This window comes from Cupriavidus sp. H19C3, assembly GCF_049393815.1.
In the GTDB taxonomy this organism is placed as follows: Bacteria; Pseudomonadota; Gammaproteobacteria; order Burkholderiales; family Burkholderiaceae; genus Cupriavidus.
On the sequence record NZ_CP184985.1, the window covers coordinates 3,523,061 to 3,540,335 of the forward strand.

Genomic DNA, 17,275 nt, shown 5'->3' on the forward strand with positions numbered 1-17,275 from the left:
GCGTGTCTAGGGGCGTACGCGCGTCAGGCCGGGGCCAGCCATTTTTCCACGAGCTTGACGAAGAACGTCGAGCCCACGGGCAGCAGGTCATCGTTGAAGTCGTAGCTGGGGTTATGCAGCATGCACGGACCCATGCCGTGCCCCGACTCGCGATGCTGGCCTTCGCCGTTGCCGATGAACAGGTAGCAACCCGGCCGCTCCTGCAGCATGAACGAGAAATCCTCGGCACCCATGGTCGGCTCGTAGTTGCCATCGACATTGGCCGCGCCCACCAGCTCGCTGGCCACGCCCACCGCGAATTCAGCTTCGGCGGCGCTATTGATGGTCGGCGGATAGTTGCGATGGAAATTGAACTCGATGGTGCAGTCGAACGCCTGCGCCACCGCGCGCGCCACTTCCTCCATGCGTCGCTCGATCAGGTCGAGCACGGGTACCGTGAACGTGCGCACGGTGCCGCCGATCCACGCCTCGTTCGGCACGATATTGGTGGCGTCGCCGGCGTGGAACTGCGTGACCGAGATCACCGCGGTGTCGATCGGGCGCTTGTTGCGCGTGATGATGCCCTGCAGCGCCGACACGATCTGCGCGCCGGTGAAGACCGGGTCGGAGCCATTGTGCGGCATGGCGGCATGCGCGCCCTTGCCGCGCACGACGATGCGGAACTCGTTGCTCGACGCCATGAACGGGCCCGTGCAGGTGCCGAACGAGCCGGCCGCCATGCCTGGCCAGTTGTGCATGCCGAACACGGCGTCGCACGGAAAGCGCTCGAACAGGCCGTCCTTGATCATTTCGCGCGCGCCGCCGCCACCTTCCTCGGCCGGCTGGAAGATCAGATGCACGGTGCCGTCGAACTGGCGATGCTCGGCCAGATAGCGCGCCGCGCCGAGCAGCATCGCGGTATGACCGTCATGGCCGCACGCGTGCATCTTGCCGGCGTGTTGCGAGGCATGGCCGAAGGTGTTGGCTTCCTGCAGCGGCAGGGCGTCCATGTCGGCACGCAGGCCGATTGTGCGCGGGCTGCTGCCGTTGCGAATCACGCCGACCAGGCCGGTGGTGCCCAGGCCGCGATGGACCTCGATGCCCCATGACTCGAGACTGCGCGCGACCAGGTCGGCAGTACGCTGTTCCTCGAAGCACAGCTCGGGATGGGCGTGGATGTCGCGGCGGATCTTCTGGATTTCGGCCTGGGCCTGAATGATTTCGGGGAGCAGTGTCATGGTGCCGGCGGAGATGCGGTCTTTGAAGACACTCATCATACGACGCCCGTTCGCAAAGCGCCAAAGGGTGCGCCGCCGGTCACGCGCCGATCACTGCCCCGACACGTATCGGCGATGTATCCACCAGGCGCCCACCAGGCGCCCATCAGGCTCCCATCAGGCTCCCATCAGGCGCGCCGTCGCGCATCGATCGATCGGGGTGACCGCCGCGGCCCCACGGCAACCGTTGCCATGTCCGGGCCGCGTCTGGCTGGCAGACATGGGCGGGTGGGTTTCCCCGCATGGCGCATGTGTTCGGCTGCTGGAACAGTTCATGCTTGAAGTGCCCGGCCAGCCGCGTGCCCGCTTCCGCGCGTCATGCGCCGCACCAAAATGCGGCGCGCGGCTGATTGTGATTGATCTGTCCGTTCACGTGTTTCCGATAGGGAGATTCGCGCGATGTTCCTCCGCAACGTCAAGCAGGCGCTGGGCAAGGTAGTCGGCGCCGTACTGCTTACCAGTGCCCTCGGGCTGGCCGCGCCGGCCCAGGCCGTTGACCTCCGGATTGCCATGAGTTCGCCGCCGACCTCCATGGATCCGCACTTCTATAACCTGTTTTCGAATATCAACGTGTCGGAGCACATGTTCGACACGCTTATCAAGCTCGATCCGGACAGCCGCGTGATTCCGGGCCTGGCCGAATCGTGGAAGCTGCTCAACGACACCACATGGGAATTCAAGATCCGCAAGGGCGTGAAGTTCCATGACGGCGCGGAGCTGACCACCGAGGACGTGGCGTGGTCGCTGGACCGCCCCGCCACGATCCAGAACAGCCCGGGCAAGTTCGACGTCTATACCAAGGCGATCGTGCAGAAGAAGATCGTCGACAAGTACACCATCCAGCTGATCACGGCGCAGCCGTATCCGCTGATGCTGAACGACCTGACGTCGGTCTTTATCGTGCAGAAGAAGGCCACCCAGGGTCTGTCGTCGGACGACTTTGCGCAGGGCAAGGGCATGATCGGCACGGGGCCGTTCAAGTTCGTCAGCTATGCGCGCGACGACCGCGTCGAACTGGTGCGCAACCCGGACTACTGGGGGCCGAAGCCGGCCTGGGACAAGGTGACGCTGCGCTTTATCCCGAACCCGGCCACGCGCCTGGCGGCCCTGCTGTCGGGTGATGTGCAGGCGATCGAGAACGTGCCGACGCCGGACCTGCCCAAGGTGCGCCAGGATCCGAAGCTGAACTTCTTCTCGAAGATCTCGCACCGCGTGATCTACCTGTATTTCGACACCAAGCGCGACAAGTCGCCGTTCGTGACGACCAAGGACGGCCAGCCGATGGACAAGAATCCGCTGAAGGACGTGCGCGTGCGCAACGCCATCAGCATGGCCATCAACCGTCAGGGCATCAAGGACCGCCTGATGGAAGGGCTGTCGGAGCCGACCAACAACCTGGTACCGCCCACGCTGTTCGGCTACAACCCCGCGCTCAAGACGGTCAAGTACGATCCCGAGGGCGCCAGGAAGCTGCTGGCGGAAGCCGGTTATCCGCAGGGTTTTGGCCTGACGCTGCATACGCCGAACAACCGCTACGTCAATGACGAGCGCATCGCGCAGACCATCGCGCAGAACCTCACACGCGTCGGCATCGTGACCAAGGTGGAAGGCATGCCGATGGCAACGTACGCATCCAAGGGCGGCAAGCACGAGTGGTCGTTTGGCCTGGTGGGCTGGGGCGCACAGACCGGCGAGGTCAGCTCGCCGCTGCGCGCGCTGCTGGCATGCGAGGACTCGAAGAAGGGCTTCGGCACCGTGAACTGGGGCGAGTACTGCAATCCGAAGATGGATGCCGTGCTGGAGAAGGCGCTGGCCACGGTGGACGACAACGAGCGCTCCAAGCTGTTGCAGGAAGCCACCGCGATCGGCATCAACGACGGCGGCATCATCCCGGTCCACCAGCAGGTGACGACCTGGGCCACGGTGAAGGGCATCAGTTACGTGCCGCGTACCGACGAACGTACCTATGCGCACAACTTCAAGCCGCAATAACGCGGCTGCGGGCGCCGCGCCGGACCGCGCGGCGCCCTGGGGTGTCAGGGTGCGCCAGGGCGCGCGGCATCACGCGCGCGCAAAAACGCGATAAGCTGGCAGATCATGATCGCGACCCGGGCCGGTACCTGCCGGCCCGGGCGGTTTGCCCGCGACCGATCCGTACCGCGCCGTTGGCATCGCGCGCGGCGGTCGCGCCAACGCGAACACGCGGGCGCCAATGGCGAACGTCCGCGAAAGGATAGTGTCCCCAACCATGCTGGTCTTCATCATCCGGCGCCTGATGCAGAGCGTGGTCGTGCTCCTCGTCATGTCGCTGCTCGTGTTTCTTGGCGTGTTCGCCATCGGCAATCCGGTCGATATCCTGATCAGCCCGCAGGCCGACCAGGAGGACATCCGCCGCACCGTGGCGGCGCTGGGCCTCGACAAGCCGTTGTGGGAGCAATACTGGATCTTTCTGCAGAACGCGCTGCACGGTAACCTCGGCACGTCGTTCGCCCATGGCACGCCGGCGCTCAAGCTGATCTTCGAACGCATGCCGGCCACGCTGGAACTGGCGGTCTGCGCGATCCTGCTGGCGATCTTCCTCGGCATTCCGCTGGGCCTGTGGGCCGGCCTGCGTCCCGACGGCCCGGCCGCCAAGACCATCATGACGGTCTCGATCCTCGGCTTTTCGCTGCCGACGTTCTGGGTGGGCCTGATGCTGATCATGGTGTTCGCGGTGCAGCTGGGCTGGCTGCCGTCGAACGGGCGCGGCGAGACCGTGTCGGTGCTCGGGGTGCCGCTGAGCTTCCTGACCCTCGACGGTCTCAGACACCTGATCCTGCCCGCCGTGACGCTGTCCCTGCTCAATATCGCCATGGTGATTCGCCTGACGCGTGCGGGCACGCAGGAGGCGATGCTGCAGGACTACGTGAAGTTCGCACGCGCCAAGGGCCTGTCCAACGCGCGCATCGTAGGCGTGCATGTGCTCAAGAACATCCTGATCCCGATCGTGACGGTAATCGCATTGCAGTTTGGTTCGATCATCGCGTTTGCGATCGTGACCGAGTCGATCTACGCGTGGCCCGGCATGGGCAAGCTGATCATCGACTCGATCCAGCTGCTGGACCGGCCCGTGATCGTCGCGTACCTGATGGTGGTCGTGACGCTGTTCATCCTGATCAACCTCGTGGTCGACATCGTCTACAGCATGCTCGACCCGCGCGTGCGCATCGCCGACAACAAGGGTTGACGCCATGAGCCTGACTACCGCACCCCAACCTGGACAGCCCACCGGCGCTTCCACTGTGACCACGCCGCCGCGCGAGCAGACGCCGTGGCGCCGCTTTGCCACGCAGTTCGTCGCGAGCCGGCTGGCCGTGGGCGGGCTGCTGATCCTGCTGGTGATCCTGCTGATCGCGCTGTTCGCGCCGCTGCTGTCGCCGCAGAATCCGTACGATCTGTCGGCGGTCAATATTCTCGACAACTTCCGCATGCCGGGCGAGCGCGGCGACGATGGCATGCTGTTCGTGCTCGGCACCGACGAGCAGGGCCGCGACGTGCTGTCGGCGGTGATGTACGGCCTGCGCATCAGCATCGCGGTGGGCGTGGCAAGCACGGTCATCGCGCTGATGGTCGGTGCCACGCTGGGCCTGCTGGCCGGCTTTCTGGGCGGGCGCACCGAAGCGCTGGTGATGCGCATCGCCGACCTGCAGCTGTCGTTTCCGCCGATCCTGCTGGCGCTGATCCTGCTCGCGCTGCTCGGCCGCGGCATCGGCAATATCGTGATTGCGCTGGTAGCGGTGCAATGGGCGTATTACGCGCGCACCACGCGCAGCGCGGCGCTGGTAGAGCGGCGCAAGGAGTATATCGAGGCCGCGACCTGCCTCGGCCTGCCGCCGGGGCGCATCATGTTCCGCCACCTGCTGCCCAACTGCCTGCCGCCGCTGATCGTGATCGCGGCGCTGCAGGTGGCGTCGGCCATCACGCTCGAGGCGACGCTGTCGTTCCTGGGGCTGGGCGTGCCGGTGACCGAGCCCTCGCTCGGTTCGCTGATCGCCAATGGCCAGCAGTTCCTGCTGTCCGGCAAATACTGGATCAGCGTCTTTCCCGGCATCGCACTCGTGGTGACGATCGTAGCCATGAACCTCGTCGCGGACCAGCTGCGCGACGTGCTGAACCCGCGTCTGCAGACGCAATGACCCCGGGAGCGCCAAGATGAGCCAGCCTACCCTGGTGGTGGAAAACCTGAAGACGCATTTCTTTACGCGGGCCGGCGTGGCGCGCGCGGTCGATGATGTTTCGTTCACGGTCGGACGTGGCGAGATCATGGGTCTGGTCGGCGAATCCGGCTCGGGCAAGTCGATGACCGGCTATTCGATCATGGGATTGATCGACCCGCCCGGCAAGGTGGTGGACGGCCGCATCGCGCTGACCAGCCGCGACGGCGTGACGCGCGACCTGCGCGCACTGACGCCGGCCCAGCAGCGCGACGTGCGCGGCAATCGCATCGCCATGATCTTCCAGGACCCGATGATGACGCTGAACCCGGTCCTGCGCATCGACACGCAGATGATCGAGGCGGTGCTCGCGCACGAGAAGGTCGGCAAGGCGGTGGCGCGCGAGCGCGCGCGCAACGCGCTGGCGCGTGTCGGCATTCCGTCGCCGGACGAGCGGCTGCAGGCGTATCCGCACCAGTTTTCGGGCGGCATGCGGCAACGCGTGGCGATTGCCATCGCGCTGCTCAACAAGCCGGACCTGATCATTGCCGACGAGCCCACCACCGCGCTCGACGTCACCATCCAGGGCCAGATCCTCTACGAAATGCAGACGCTGTGCCGCGAATCGGGAACCGCGCTGATCTGGATCACGCACGACCTCTCCGTGGTGGCCGGCCTGGCCGACAGCGTCTGCGTGATGTACGCGGGCCGCATCGTGGAGTCGGGCAGCGTGCGACAGGTGCTCGAACATCCGGGGCATCCCTACACCCATGGCCTGATCGGTTCGGCCCCGTCGCGCAATCCGCGCGGCGCGCCGTTGCGGCAGATTCCGGGCATGACGCCGTCGCTGCTGAACCTGCCCGCCGGCTGCGCGTTCCGCGAGCGCTGCCCGTACGCGACCGATATCTGCCGCACCGAGCCGCCGCTCGGACAGATGCCCGACGGCCGGCATCTGCGCTGCTTCCACCCGGTTGCCGTCCGTCAGGAGGCCGCATGAATACGCCCGTGATCGATACCGCGGGTGCGACCGCGCCCGCAACGCATGCCGCGGGTACCACGCCGGTGGCGCCGTTGCTGGAGCTGCGCGGCGTCTCCAAGCGCTTTGTCAAATCGCTCGATGCGGCAGCCAGGATCGCCAACGTACTGGGCGCACGCATGCGCGAGGAAGTGGTGCATGCGGTCGACCGTGTCGACCTGGCGATCCGCACCGGCGAGGTAGTGGGGCTGGTCGGGGAGTCCGGCTGCGGCAAGTCCACGCTCGGCCGGATGGCGGTGGGCCTGCATTCGCTGACCGAGGGCGAGCGGCTGTGGCGCGGCTCCGATCTCGACCGTCTGCCGCCGGACAAGAAGCGCGAGCGGCAACTGGCGATCCAGATGATCTTCCAGGATCCGTATGCCTCGCTGAATCCGCGTCTGCGCGTGCTCGATATCGTGGGCGAGGCGCCGGTCGTGCACGGCCTCGTGCCCAAGGCGCAGCAGAAGGCCTATGTGGAGGACATGCTGGTGCGCGTCGGGCTCGACCCCACCGTGCTGCGCCGCTTTCCGCACCAGTTCTCGGGCGGGCAGCGCGCGCGCATCGGCATTGCCCGCGCGCTCGCGGTCAGACCCGAATTCCTGGTATGCGACGAATCGGTGGCGGCGCTCGACGTCTCGATCCAGGCGCAGGTGCTGAACCTGTTCATGCGCCTGCGCGAAGAGCTGAACCTGACGTACCTGTTCATCAGCCACGACCTGGGCGTGGTCAAGCACATCAGCGACCGCGTGGTGATCATGTACCTGGGGCGCGTGGTGGAGTCCGCGCCGACCGAGGCGGTATTCGCCTCGCCCAACCATCCCTATACGCAGGCACTGCTGGCCGAGGCGCCGAAGCTGGAGGTCGCCAAGAAAACCTACGTGGCGATTCGCGGCGAGATTCCGTCACCGTTGCATCCGCCCACGGGATGCCACTTCCATCCGCGCTGTCCGCATGCGATGGAGCGGTGCAAGGCGGAGCAGCCGGCATTGAAGGAGATTGCGCCGGCGCGCTGGTCGGCGTGCCATCTCAACGATATGGCCTAGCCGGCGGGCTCGACGCCCGGGAGGGCAGGACCCTCTCCCGTCGGCGGGAGAGGGCGCGGCAGGGCCAGTGCCCCGCCTTCAGCGGATCACCACCCCACGCGAATTGATGATCGTCATCTCGACGAACTTCGAACCCACGTGGCTGTCCGGACCGAACTGGATGACAAAGCCGCCCAGGTCGACATTGCGCATGGTTTCGAGCGTGCTGACGAACTTCTCGCGCGTGAGGTCGCGGCCGGTCCGGCGCAGCCCCTCGACAAACGCCTTGGCGGCGATAAAGCCCTCGATGCTGGCGTAGTCGAATGCGTTCTGCCGGCCCGCCGCCTGCAGCAGGCGCAGGTACTCGCGCACCACCGGCAGCGTGGCATTGCCCGGGTGCGGCATGACCTGCGAGATGATCACGCCGCTACCTTGCGGACCCACTTCCTTGGCGAGCGCCTGCGTGCCGACAAACGAGACGTTGTAGAACTGGCCGCTGTAACCGCGGCGCAGCGCTTCCTTCACAAACGTGCCGACCGTGCGGTACGCGCTGACCAGCACCACGGCATCGGGTTTGGCCTTGAGCGTTTCCTGCATGGCATCGCCGATCTCGATCGTATTGCGCACCACGGTGGAGCGCGACACCAGTTGCACGCCGCTGTCCGCGGGCAGGTTCCTGATCGCGCGCTCCACGCCCTCCAGGCCGGACTTGCCATAGGCGTCGTCGTTGTAGACCACCGCCACGCGCTTGAGTCCGGTGGTGCGGATCTGGCGCACGATGGCCTGGGTCTCGTCGTCGTAGCCGGCGCGCACGTGGAATACATAGCGGCTGCGCGGCTCGCGCAGCGACTGCGCGCCGCTGAGCGGGGCGAAGAACGGCACGTGGGCCTGGTTGGCGAGCGGTACGGCAGCCTGCGAGGTGGGGGTGCCGACGTAGCCGAACAGCGCGAAGACGCGGCTGTCCTCGATCAGCTTCTTCGTATTCTTGACCGCTTCGTCCGGCTCGTAGCCGTCGTCGAGGACCTGCAGCTCGATCTTGCGTCCGAACACGCCGCCGGTCTGGTTGACGAAGTCGAAGTACAGGCGCGCGCCCGCATTCATTTCCTTGCCGAGCGTGGCGGTCGGACCGGTCAGTGCGGCCGACTGGCCGAGCAGGATGGTGTCGGCGGTGACGCCGATTTCCGCCGGTGCCGTGAGGGCGGCAGATGCGGCGCCAGGTACGCCGCAGGCGCCGATGGCGCACGCCACCAGCAGGCCGGCGAACTGCCGGCGCTTGACCCCTGATTGCAAAACCATTGTGATAGCCCCGTCAATCAAATGCTTCTTGTTGGAGGTGCGGCCCACCCCGGTCTGACGCCGGTACCAGGGGCCTCCGGTCATGCCGACCGGACATTTCGCGCGCTTTTGGGCCGCCGGGCGGAAACCGCCGGCCCGGCCCAAAAGCGCCGGGACATCATAATCGAATACAATCTCTGGCATACAATTTCCGCCGTTTTTGCCCTTGCGGGCGAGGTCGGCGCGCCACAGACATGTGGCCGGGTTCGGCCAGTTCCGGCTTTCCTGCTGATTCGTCTTTCTGCCCCCTCCGCCCCATGGCCACCACCGTCGTCCGCGCCGCCTGCCCCCACGATTGCCCCGATACCTGCGCCCTGCTCGTCACGGTCGAGGATGGCCGCGCCATCAAGGTCGCCGGCGATCCCGACCATCCGACCACGCAGGGCGTGCTTTGCACCAAGGTTTCCCGCTATACGGAGCGCACCTACCATCCGGACCGGCTGCTGACCCCGATGCGCCGCGTCGGCCGCAAGGGCGAGGGCAAGTTTGCGCCGATCTCGTGGGACGAGGCGCTCGACGAAGTGGCCAGCCGGCTCGGTGCGATCGCGGCGCGCGATCCGCAGGCTATCGTCCCTTACAGCTATGCGGGCACCATGGGCCTGGTGCAGGGCGAGAGCATGGCGGCACGGTTCTTTCACAAGCTCGGCGCCTCGCTGCTGGACCGCACCATCTGCGCCAATGCCGGCGCCACCGCGCTGCGCTATACCTATGGCGCCAGCGTCGGCATGGATATCGAGCATGTGCAGGACGCGAAGCTTGTCATCATCTGGGGCGGCAACCCGATCGCCTCCAACCTGCATTTCTGGATGCGCGCGCAGGAGGCCAAACGGCGCGGGGCCACGCTGGTGGCGATCGATCCCTACCGCTCGCTGACGGCGGAGAAGTGCCATCGGCATATCGCGCCGATGCCGGGTACCGACGGCGCACTCGCGCTGGCGATGATCCATGTGCTGGTGCGCGACGACCTGCTCGATCACGACTACATCGCACAGCATACGGTCGGCTTTGACGCGCTGTGCGCGCGCGCCGCCGAGTTTCCGCCCGCGCGCGCGGCGCAGATCTGCGGGGTGCCGGCCGAGGACATCGAGTGGCTGGCCGGCCTCTATGGCCGCACCGCCGTGCGCGAGCGCCAGCCGGTGGCGATCCGCCTGAACTACGGCATGCAGCGCGTCCACGGCGGCGGCCAGGCGGTGCGCGCGGCGGCGTGCCTGCCGTCGCTGGTGGGCGCGTGGCGCCACCCCGCTGGCGGCCTGCAACTGTCGACCTCGGGTTTCTTCCCGGTCGACAATGCCACCCTGCAGCGGCCCGACCTGCTGCCGCACTGGCCGCAAGTGCCGCGCACGGTGAACATGAGTACCATCGGCGATGCGCTGCTCAACGACGGCACCGGGGCCAATGGCCCGCGCATCGAGGCGCTGGTGGTGTACAACAGCAATCCGGTGGCGGTGGCGCCCGAATCCGCCAAGGTGGCGGCCGGCTTTGCCCGCGAGGACCTGTTCACGGTGGTGCTCGAGCATTTCCGCACCGATACCGCCGATTACGCCGATATCCTGCTGCCGGCCACGACCCAGCTCGAGCACGTGGACGTGCACAAGACCTATGGTCACGTCTACTTCCTCGCCAACAACCAGGCCGTGGCACCGCTCGGCGACGCCCTGCCGAACACCGAGATCTTCCGCCGGCTGGCCGCGCGCATGGGCTTTACGGAGCCGTGCTTCCAGGACAGCGACGATACGATCGCGGCGCAGGCGATCAAGCGCGACGATGCGCGTGCCGCCGGCATCGACTGGGAAGGACTGAAGGCCGATGGCTGGCGTCGTCTCAATCTTCCGGACGCGCCGTTCGCGGCAGGCGGTTTTCCCACGCCGTCGGGCAAATGCGAGTTCTATTCGGCGGCGATGGCGCGCGACGGCCTTGACCCGCTGCCGGCCTATGTGCCGCAGTACGAAGCCCCGGCCACCGCGCCGGACCTGGCGGCGCGCTATCCGCTCGCGATGATTTCGCCGCCCGCGCGCAACTTCCTCAACAGCTCGTTCGTCAACGTGGACAGCCTGCGTGCGACCGAGGGCGAGCCGCATCTCGATATCCATCCGGCCGACGCCGCCGCGCGCGGTATCGTCGATGGCGCCATGGTGCGCGCCTTCAACGATCGCGGCAGCCTGCGCGCCCGTGCCCGCGTGACCGATCGCGCGCGCCAGGGCCTGGTGGTGGGACTGTCGATCTGGTGGAAGAAGCTCGCGCCGGACGGCAAGAATGCCAACGAGCTGACCAGCCAGCGGCTGACCGACCTCGGGCGCGCGCCGGTGTTCTACGACTGCCTGGTCCAGGTGGAAGCCGCCGGCGCGGCGGCGGACAGCGAGCCCGGCGGGCGGCCAGCGGAGCCGCTCGCGTCATGAGCCGGTGGCCGGCTCCCTGGCGCCTGGGGCGGGTGGCGGCGATCGGCGCCGCACTCGTCACGGTGGTGCTGGCGGCCGGCTGCGATACGCTCGGTTACTACTATCAGTCGATCGGCGGCCATCTCGGCGTGATGGCGCAGGCCCAGCCCCTCGACGATGCCATCGCCGGCGCGCGCGGCGCCAACGATGCGCGGCTGGCGCAACGGCTGGCGCTGGCCGGCAAGATCCGCGACTTTGCCTCGCGCGAGCTGATGTTGCCCGACAACGGCAGCTATCGCCGCTATGCCAACCTGCATCGGCCCTACGTGGTGTGGAGCGTATTTGCCACGCCCGAACTGTCGATGGACCTGCGCAAGTGGTGTTTCCCGATCGTGGGCTGCATCTCGTACCGGGGCTACTATGCGCAGGCCGATGCCGAGCGCTATGCCGACGGCCTGCGCAAGGACGGCCTCGACGCCTATGTGGCCGGCATTCCCGCCTATTCGACGCTCGGCTATTTCGACGATCCGCTGCTGAACACCTTTGTCTACCTGCCCGAGGGCGAACTGGCGCGCCTGATCTTTCACGAACTCGCACACCAGGTGGTGTACGTGCGCAACGACACCGCGTTCAACGAGTCGTTTGCCACCGCCGTGGAGACCGCTGGCGTCGAGCGCTGGCTGGCCGAGGACGCTTCCGCCGACGCGCGCGCGAGCTATCGCAACTACGACGAGCGGCGCCGCGCGTTTCGCGCGATGCTGCTCGCCACGCGCGACCGCCTGGTCACGCTCTATCGCTCGCCTGTGGACGATGCCGCCAAGCGCCGCGGCAAGGCGCAGATCTTTGCCGACCTGCGCGCCGAGTACGGCCGGCTGCGCGCTTCGTGGGGCGGCTATAGCGGCTACGACCGCTGGTTCGACCAGCCCCTGACCAATGCACAGCTGGCCGCGGTAGCTACGTACCAGCAATGGGTGCCCGCCTTCACGGCGCTGCTGGCGCAGTGCCAGGGCGACTGGAAGTGCTTCTATGCGGCCGCCGCGCGCATTGGCGACCTGCCGGCCGACGCGCGCGATGCGGCGCTGCGCAAGCTGGCGCCGCCGGCGACCCAGTTGGCGCCGCTCAGCGCCGGCCTGGCCGAGCGTGCCGCGCAGGGCAGCAGTATTGACGGCGCTAATGGCAGCGGTAATGGCAGCAGTAACGGCGGCAGCAACGGCAGCGACCGCGACCACTACGACACCGACAACACCGACAACACCGACCGCGGCGACCGCAGTGGGCGCGGCGCCCAGGCCGCGCGCCCGGCCACGCCATAAACGCACGGCGATTGTCGTCCCGGCGCGCCGCGCGCGTGCGAGAATTGCGCCACCATGTCACACGCCCCGAAGAAATCGCACGCCGGGCCTCGCGCCGCCGAGGCCGTCACGCTCGCGGAGGAGGGCCCGGCGCGCACCCATGTGGCCGAGCGCCAGGAGGCCCGCCGCCGCCAGATCCTCGATGCCGCCGCGCAGCTCTTCTACACCAAGGGCTACCCCGGCATGACGATGAACGACCTGTGCCGCGCGCTGGGCGTGACCAAGCCCGCGGTGTATTACTACTTCACCGACAAGTACGAGATCTTCGACATCCTGTGCCGCGAATCGGCGCAGACCTGCCTGCCGGTGATCCGCGAGACCGCCGATCCGTCGCTGCCCGTGCGCGAGCGGTTGCAGACGTGCCTGCTGGAGCTGGCGCGCCGCTGCGTGAGCTGCCATATCGCGGCCACGCTGAGCTTTCGCGATAACCAGTACCTGCGGCCGGACACGGTGGCATGGCTCGAGAGCATGGCGCGCGAGTTCTATCGCGACCTCTATGCGCTGCTGGAGGAGGGCCGCGCGGCCGGCGTGTTTGCGTTTGGCGATGCGCGCGTGACCGCGCATGCGATCGGCAGCGTGATCGGCTTCATGTACACGTGGCACCAGCCTGGCCGCATGGATCCCGAGGCGCTGGCGCAGGAACTGGCCGCCAACATGATGAAGCTGGTGCTGCCCTGCGCCACGCTTGCACAATCGCACGACGGACCCGGCGCGGCCTAGGGTATTCCCTCGGCGTACCGCGCGCGGTGTCGCATAATCCACGATTTCCCCGAGTGGTGATATCGAGGAGTTCGTCTAACGTGTTGTCTTACCGCAGTCGCACGTTTAGCATTCCCCGAAAATCGAACGACCATTCAGAAATTCAGGAGACCGGCGCATGGAAAAACTGTGGCTGAAACACTATCCGGCAGGCGTCCCCGCGGAGATCGATGCCAGCCCGTACCGTTCGCTGGCCCAGTTGCTCGAGGAATCGTTCCGTACCTACGCAGACAAACGCGCGTTCGTCTGCATGGATGCGACCATGACCTACGGCGAACTCGACCGGCTCTCGCGTCAGTTCGGCGCGTGGCTTCAGTCGCGCGGCCTGCGCCCGGGCGCACGCGTGGCGATCATGATGCCGAACGTGCTGCAGTATCCGGTGGCGCTGGCCGCCGTGCTGCGCGCGGGCTTTGTGGTGGTCAACGTCAATCCGCTCTACACGCCGCGCGAGCTTGAGCATCAGCTCAAGGACAGCGGCGCCGAGGCCATCGTCATTCTGGAGAATTTTGCCGCCACGCTGCAGGCGGTGCTGCCCAACACGCCGGTCCGCCATGTGGTGGTGGCCAGCATGGGCGACATGCTCGGCACGGTGAAGGGCGCCGTCGTCAATTTCGTGGTGCGCAACGTCAAGAAGCTGGTGCCTGCGTGGGAGTTGCCGAACTGCGTGCGCTTCAACGACGTGCTGCGCGACGCGCGCGCCATGACGCTGCAGCCGGCCAGTACCGGACCGGACGATATCGCGTTCCTGCAATACACGGGCGGCACCACCGGTGTCTCGAAGGGCGCCGTGCTGCTGCACCGTAACGTGGTGGCCAACGTGCTGCAATCGGAGGCATGGATGCAGCCGGCGCTCAACAAGGGCGCGCATATCGACCAGGTGATCACGATCACGGCGCTGCCGCTGTATCACATCTTTGCGCTGACGGTCTGCTGCCTGCTGGGCATGCGCAATGGCGGCATGTCGGTGCTGATTCCCAACCCGCGCGATATCCCGGGCTTTATCAAGACGCTGCAGAAGTACCGCTTCCACATGTTTCCGGCCGTCAACACGCTCTACAACGCGCTGCTGAACCATCCCGATATCGGCAAGGTGGACTTCAGCGGCCTGCGCGTAGCCAATGGCGGCGGCATGGCGGTGCAGGAGGCGGTGGCGCGCCGCTGGCTCGAGAAGACCGGGTGCCCGATCATCGAGGGCTATGGCCTGTCGGAGACGTCGCCGTCGGCCACGTGCAATCCCACCGATACCGATGCCTTCTCGGGCACCATCGGGCTGCCGCTGCCGTCCACCGAGCTGACCATCCGCGACGACGACGGCAACGACCTGCCGCTGGGCCAGCCTGGCGAGATCTGCATCCGCGGGCCGCAGGTAATGGCCGGCTACTGGAACCGCCCGGACGAGACCGCCAAGGTCATGACGCCCGACGGCTTCTTCAAGACCGGCGATATCGGCGTGATGGACGAGCGCGGCTATACCCGCATCGTCGACCGCAAGAAGGACATGATCCTGGTGTCGGGCTTCAACGTGTATCCGAACGAGGTCGAGGGTGTGGTGGCCGAATGCCCGGGCGTGCTCGAAGTCGCGGCCGTCGGCGTGCCCGATGTGCATTCGGGCGAAGTCGTGAAGCTGTTTATCGTGCGCAAGGACCCGGCCCTGACCGAGGAGTCGGTGATCGCGTACTGCAAGGAGCGGCTGACCGGCTACAAGCGGCCCAAGTACATCGAATTCCGCACCGAGCTGCCCAAGACCAACGTCGGCAAGATCCTGCGTCGCGAGCTGCGCGACAGCCGCCAGGCCGCCTGAGCGCGCGGCCGGCGCGCTAGCACTCGTTGGACGGCGCGATGCGCGGCTGCGCGCCGCCGTCCGGATAGATCAGGCGCACGCACGCGCCGGGCTCCAGCGCCGGCAGGGCCGGGGCGTTGACGGTCGCGACCGTGCCGTCCTGGGCCTGCACCTTGTACTGGAACAGGTCGATCTGCGGTGGCGGCTGCTTGTTGAGCAGGCGCGACAGGTCCACCGAGAATCCCAGTCCGACCCCGCCTCCGCTGCCGCCACCCACGCCGGCGGCGCCGACGCCTACGCCGTAGCCGCCGTAGTTGGCACCGTAGTTGGCGCTATCGTTGACATCGACGCGCGACAGGAAGGTGCTCTCGGTGATGCGGCCCAGCTTGATGGTGGCCTGGATGGGCGTGACCTGCGGCGGCTGCGGCTGAGTGGCGCAGCCCGCCAGCAGGGTGGCGGCCAGCGCGGCCGGGAGAAGGACGGCACGAAGCCGCGCGCCGCAACACGGGAGGGCAGCGGGGCGTCGGGTCATGATGGCACCACGCTGGCCAGCAGGCTGGTCTTCATCCGCCCGAGCAGGCGGAACAAGGCGCGCCGGTCGGTTTCCGCCAGGCCCGCGAACAGTTGCTCGACCCAGGCCTCGTGGGCCTGCGCCATGCGCGAGAAAGCCTCGCGGCCGGCCGGCGTGAGGCGGATCAGGTAGGCACGGCGATCGGTCGGCAGCGCCTCGCGCGTGACCAGGCCTTCCTGCTGCAATTGATCGGTGATGCCGGTGACATTGCCGCCGGTCACCATCATGCGCCGCGACAGCTCGCCCATCTTGAGCCCTTCCGGGTGGCGGTCGAGTTGCGACATCAGGTCGAAGCGCGGCAAGGTGACCGAGAACTCCTGGCGCAGGCGCGAACGGATATCGGCTTCCACCAGGTTGGTGCAGGTGAGCAGCCGCAGCCAGAGCCGCAGCGCCTCATGGCTCGTGTCGCCGGCACGGGTTTCGAGATCGACGGGAGCGCTGTCGGCAGCGGCGGGAAGCGTGGGCATGGTGACGCGCGGCGTTGGTTGATACCTAAAGTATATGCCTGCGCGGTCGGTCTGCTTCGCCCGGGTCCGCCATGGCGATGCCGCCATGGCGGGACGGCTCTCGTGCGCGGTCAGTCCACCTTGGCGCCCGAGTCCTTTACCACCTTGGACCACTTGACGAGTTCGGAGCGGATCAGCGCGGCGAACTGCTCCGGCGTATTGCCCGACGGATCGGCTCCCTGCGCCAGCATGCGCTCGCGCACGGCCGGCGTGTTCAGGCTCTTGGCCACTTCCTGCTGGATCTTGTGGACGATGTCGCTCGGCGTGCCGGCCGGCGCCAGCAGGCCGAACCAGGAGCTGGCCTCGTAGTTGGGCAGCTTGGCGGCCTGTGCGATGGTCGGCAGGTCCGGCAGCGCGGGCGACGGCTTGGCGCTCGTCACCGCGAGGGCCTTGAGCTTGCCGGCCTTGATCAGCGCCATCGACGACGGCAGGTTGTCGAACATCACCTGCATGGTGCCGCCCGACAGGTCGGTCAGCGCCGGACCGCTGCCGCGATACGGGAAGTGAACCATGTAGGTCTTGGTCTGCGTCTTGAACAGCTCGCCGGCCAGGTGGATCGAGGTGCCATTACCGCTCGATGCCATATTGAGCTTGCCAGGATTGGCGCGCGCATAGGCGATCAGATCGTTGACGCTGTTGATATGGTTCTGCTGCGCGAAGGCCGGGTTGACCACCAGCACGTTGGGCACCGACGCCACCAGCGTGATCGGCGCGAAGTCCTTGACCGGATCGAACGACAGCTTGCTGTAGAGCGACTGGTTGATGCCGTGCGTGCCAACCGTGCCCATCAGCAGCGTATAGCCGTCCGGGGCGGCCTTGGCGACGAGGTCCGCGCCGATATTGCCGCCGGCGCCGGGGCGGTTGTCCACCACCATGGTCCAGCCCACCTGCTTGGACAGCTCCGCGGCCACGGCGCGCGCCAGGATGTCGGTGGTGCCGCCGGCCGCGAACGGCACGATCAGCCGGATCGGCTTGTTCGGGTACGGGTCCGCGGCGTTGGCCACGGGCGAGATCAGCGAGGCCAGCGGCAGCAGGGCCGTGGAAAGCAGCGCAAGAACGCGCCGGCGGGGGTGGTGCATGGGAAGTCTCCAGAGGGTGGCCGGGTTGAGAT

At 67.1% G+C, this 17,275-nt stretch carries 14 protein-coding genes; 9 read left to right on the forward strand and 5 right to left on the reverse strand.

What is annotated here, in order from left to right; translation table 11 throughout:
- Positions 1 to 23: 23 nt before the first annotated feature.
- A complete protein-coding gene (locus DFLDMN_RS16335) occupies positions 24 to 1,217 on the reverse strand; it encodes a M20 aminoacylase family protein (RefSeq protein WP_423198446.1) in 1,194 nt (397 codons plus the stop codon).
- A 438-nt stretch (positions 1,218 to 1,655) separates the two neighbouring features.
- Here DFLDMN_RS16335 and DFLDMN_RS16340 point away from each other — a divergent pair, with 438 nt between their 5' ends.
- From DFLDMN_RS16340 to DFLDMN_RS16360, 5 genes are all read left to right on the forward strand, one after another.
- Positions 1,656 to 3,248, forward strand: a complete 1,593-nt coding sequence (locus tag DFLDMN_RS16340) for an ABC transporter substrate-binding protein (protein ID WP_423195920.1) — start codon at positions 1,656 to 1,658, stop codon at positions 3,246 to 3,248.
- 256 nt (positions 3,249 to 3,504) lie between these two features.
- Positions 3,505 to 4,482: an ABC transporter permease gene (locus DFLDMN_RS16345; RefSeq protein ID WP_423195921.1), complete on the forward strand. Its 978-nt coding sequence runs from the start codon at positions 3,505 to 3,507 to the stop codon at positions 4,480 to 4,482.
- A 4-nt stretch (positions 4,483 to 4,486) separates the two neighbouring features.
- The gene (locus DFLDMN_RS16350; RefSeq protein ID WP_423195922.1) at positions 4,487 to 5,431 is read left to right on the forward strand and encodes an ABC transporter permease; all 945 of its coding nucleotides are present in this window, start codon (positions 4,487 to 4,489) and stop codon (positions 5,429 to 5,431) included.
- A gap of 16 nt (positions 5,432 to 5,447) precedes the next feature.
- Entirely contained in the window at positions 5,448 to 6,446 is a 999-nt protein-coding gene (locus DFLDMN_RS16355) for an ABC transporter ATP-binding protein (protein ID WP_423195923.1), read from the forward strand.
- Positions 6,443 to 7,507, forward strand: a complete 1,065-nt coding sequence (locus DFLDMN_RS16360) for an ABC transporter ATP-binding protein (RefSeq protein WP_423195924.1) — start codon at positions 6,443 to 6,445, stop codon at positions 7,505 to 7,507. The genes DFLDMN_RS16355 and DFLDMN_RS16360 overlap by 4 nt, the downstream gene beginning before the upstream one ends.
- Before the next feature lie 78 nt (positions 7,508 to 7,585).
- On the opposite strand, the gene DFLDMN_RS16365 is transcribed toward DFLDMN_RS16360, so the two are convergent.
- Complete coding sequence (locus tag DFLDMN_RS16365; RefSeq protein WP_423195925.1) at positions 7,586 to 8,782, reverse strand: ABC transporter substrate-binding protein; 1,197 nt, start codon at positions 8,780 to 8,782, stop codon at positions 7,586 to 7,588.
- A 296-nt stretch (positions 8,783 to 9,078) separates the two neighbouring features.
- On the opposite strand from DFLDMN_RS16365, the gene DFLDMN_RS16370 reads away from it, so the two are divergent.
- The 4 genes from DFLDMN_RS16370 to DFLDMN_RS16385 all read left to right on the forward strand — a co-directional run bounded on the left by DFLDMN_RS16370 (position 9,079) and on the right by DFLDMN_RS16385 (position 15,108).
- Positions 9,079 to 11,217 (forward strand): molybdopterin-containing oxidoreductase family protein, encoded by a 2,139-nt coding sequence (locus DFLDMN_RS16370; RefSeq protein ID WP_423195926.1) that lies wholly within the window; start codon positions 9,079 to 9,081, stop codon positions 11,215 to 11,217.
- On the forward strand, positions 11,214 to 12,509 hold the full coding sequence (locus tag DFLDMN_RS16375) for an aminopeptidase (protein WP_423195927.1): 1,296 nt from the start codon (positions 11,214 to 11,216) through the stop codon (positions 12,507 to 12,509). Before DFLDMN_RS16370 ends, DFLDMN_RS16375 begins: the two co-directional genes overlap by 4 nt.
- A gap of 54 nt (positions 12,510 to 12,563) precedes the next feature.
- The gene (locus tag DFLDMN_RS16380) at positions 12,564 to 13,268 is read left to right on the forward strand and encodes a TetR/AcrR family transcriptional regulator (RefSeq protein ID WP_423195928.1); all 705 of its coding nucleotides are present in this window, start codon (positions 12,564 to 12,566) and stop codon (positions 13,266 to 13,268) included.
- A 157-nt stretch (positions 13,269 to 13,425) separates the two neighbouring features.
- Positions 13,426 to 15,108: a long-chain fatty acid--CoA ligase gene (locus tag DFLDMN_RS16385; RefSeq protein ID WP_423195929.1), complete on the forward strand. Its 1,683-nt coding sequence runs from the start codon at positions 13,426 to 13,428 to the stop codon at positions 15,106 to 15,108.
- Between the two features lie 16 nt (positions 15,109 to 15,124).
- Here DFLDMN_RS16385 and DFLDMN_RS16390 read toward each other — a convergent pair whose 3' ends face one another.
- The 3 genes from DFLDMN_RS16390 to DFLDMN_RS16400 form a co-directional block, all read right to left on the reverse strand.
- Positions 15,125 to 15,619, reverse strand: coding sequence for a hypothetical protein (locus DFLDMN_RS16390; protein WP_423195930.1), 495 nt, complete (start codon positions 15,617 to 15,619; stop codon positions 15,125 to 15,127).
- Positions 15,616 to 16,125, reverse strand: a complete 510-nt coding sequence (locus DFLDMN_RS16395; protein ID WP_423195931.1) for a MarR family winged helix-turn-helix transcriptional regulator — start codon at positions 16,123 to 16,125, stop codon at positions 15,616 to 15,618. Before DFLDMN_RS16395 ends, DFLDMN_RS16390 begins: the two co-directional genes overlap by 4 nt.
- A 110-nt stretch (positions 16,126 to 16,235) precedes the next feature.
- On the reverse strand, positions 16,236 to 17,243 hold the full coding sequence (locus DFLDMN_RS16400; protein WP_423195932.1) for a Bug family tripartite tricarboxylate transporter substrate binding protein: 1,008 nt from the start codon (positions 17,241 to 17,243) through the stop codon (positions 16,236 to 16,238).
- Positions 17,244 to 17,275 lie beyond the last annotated feature (32 nt).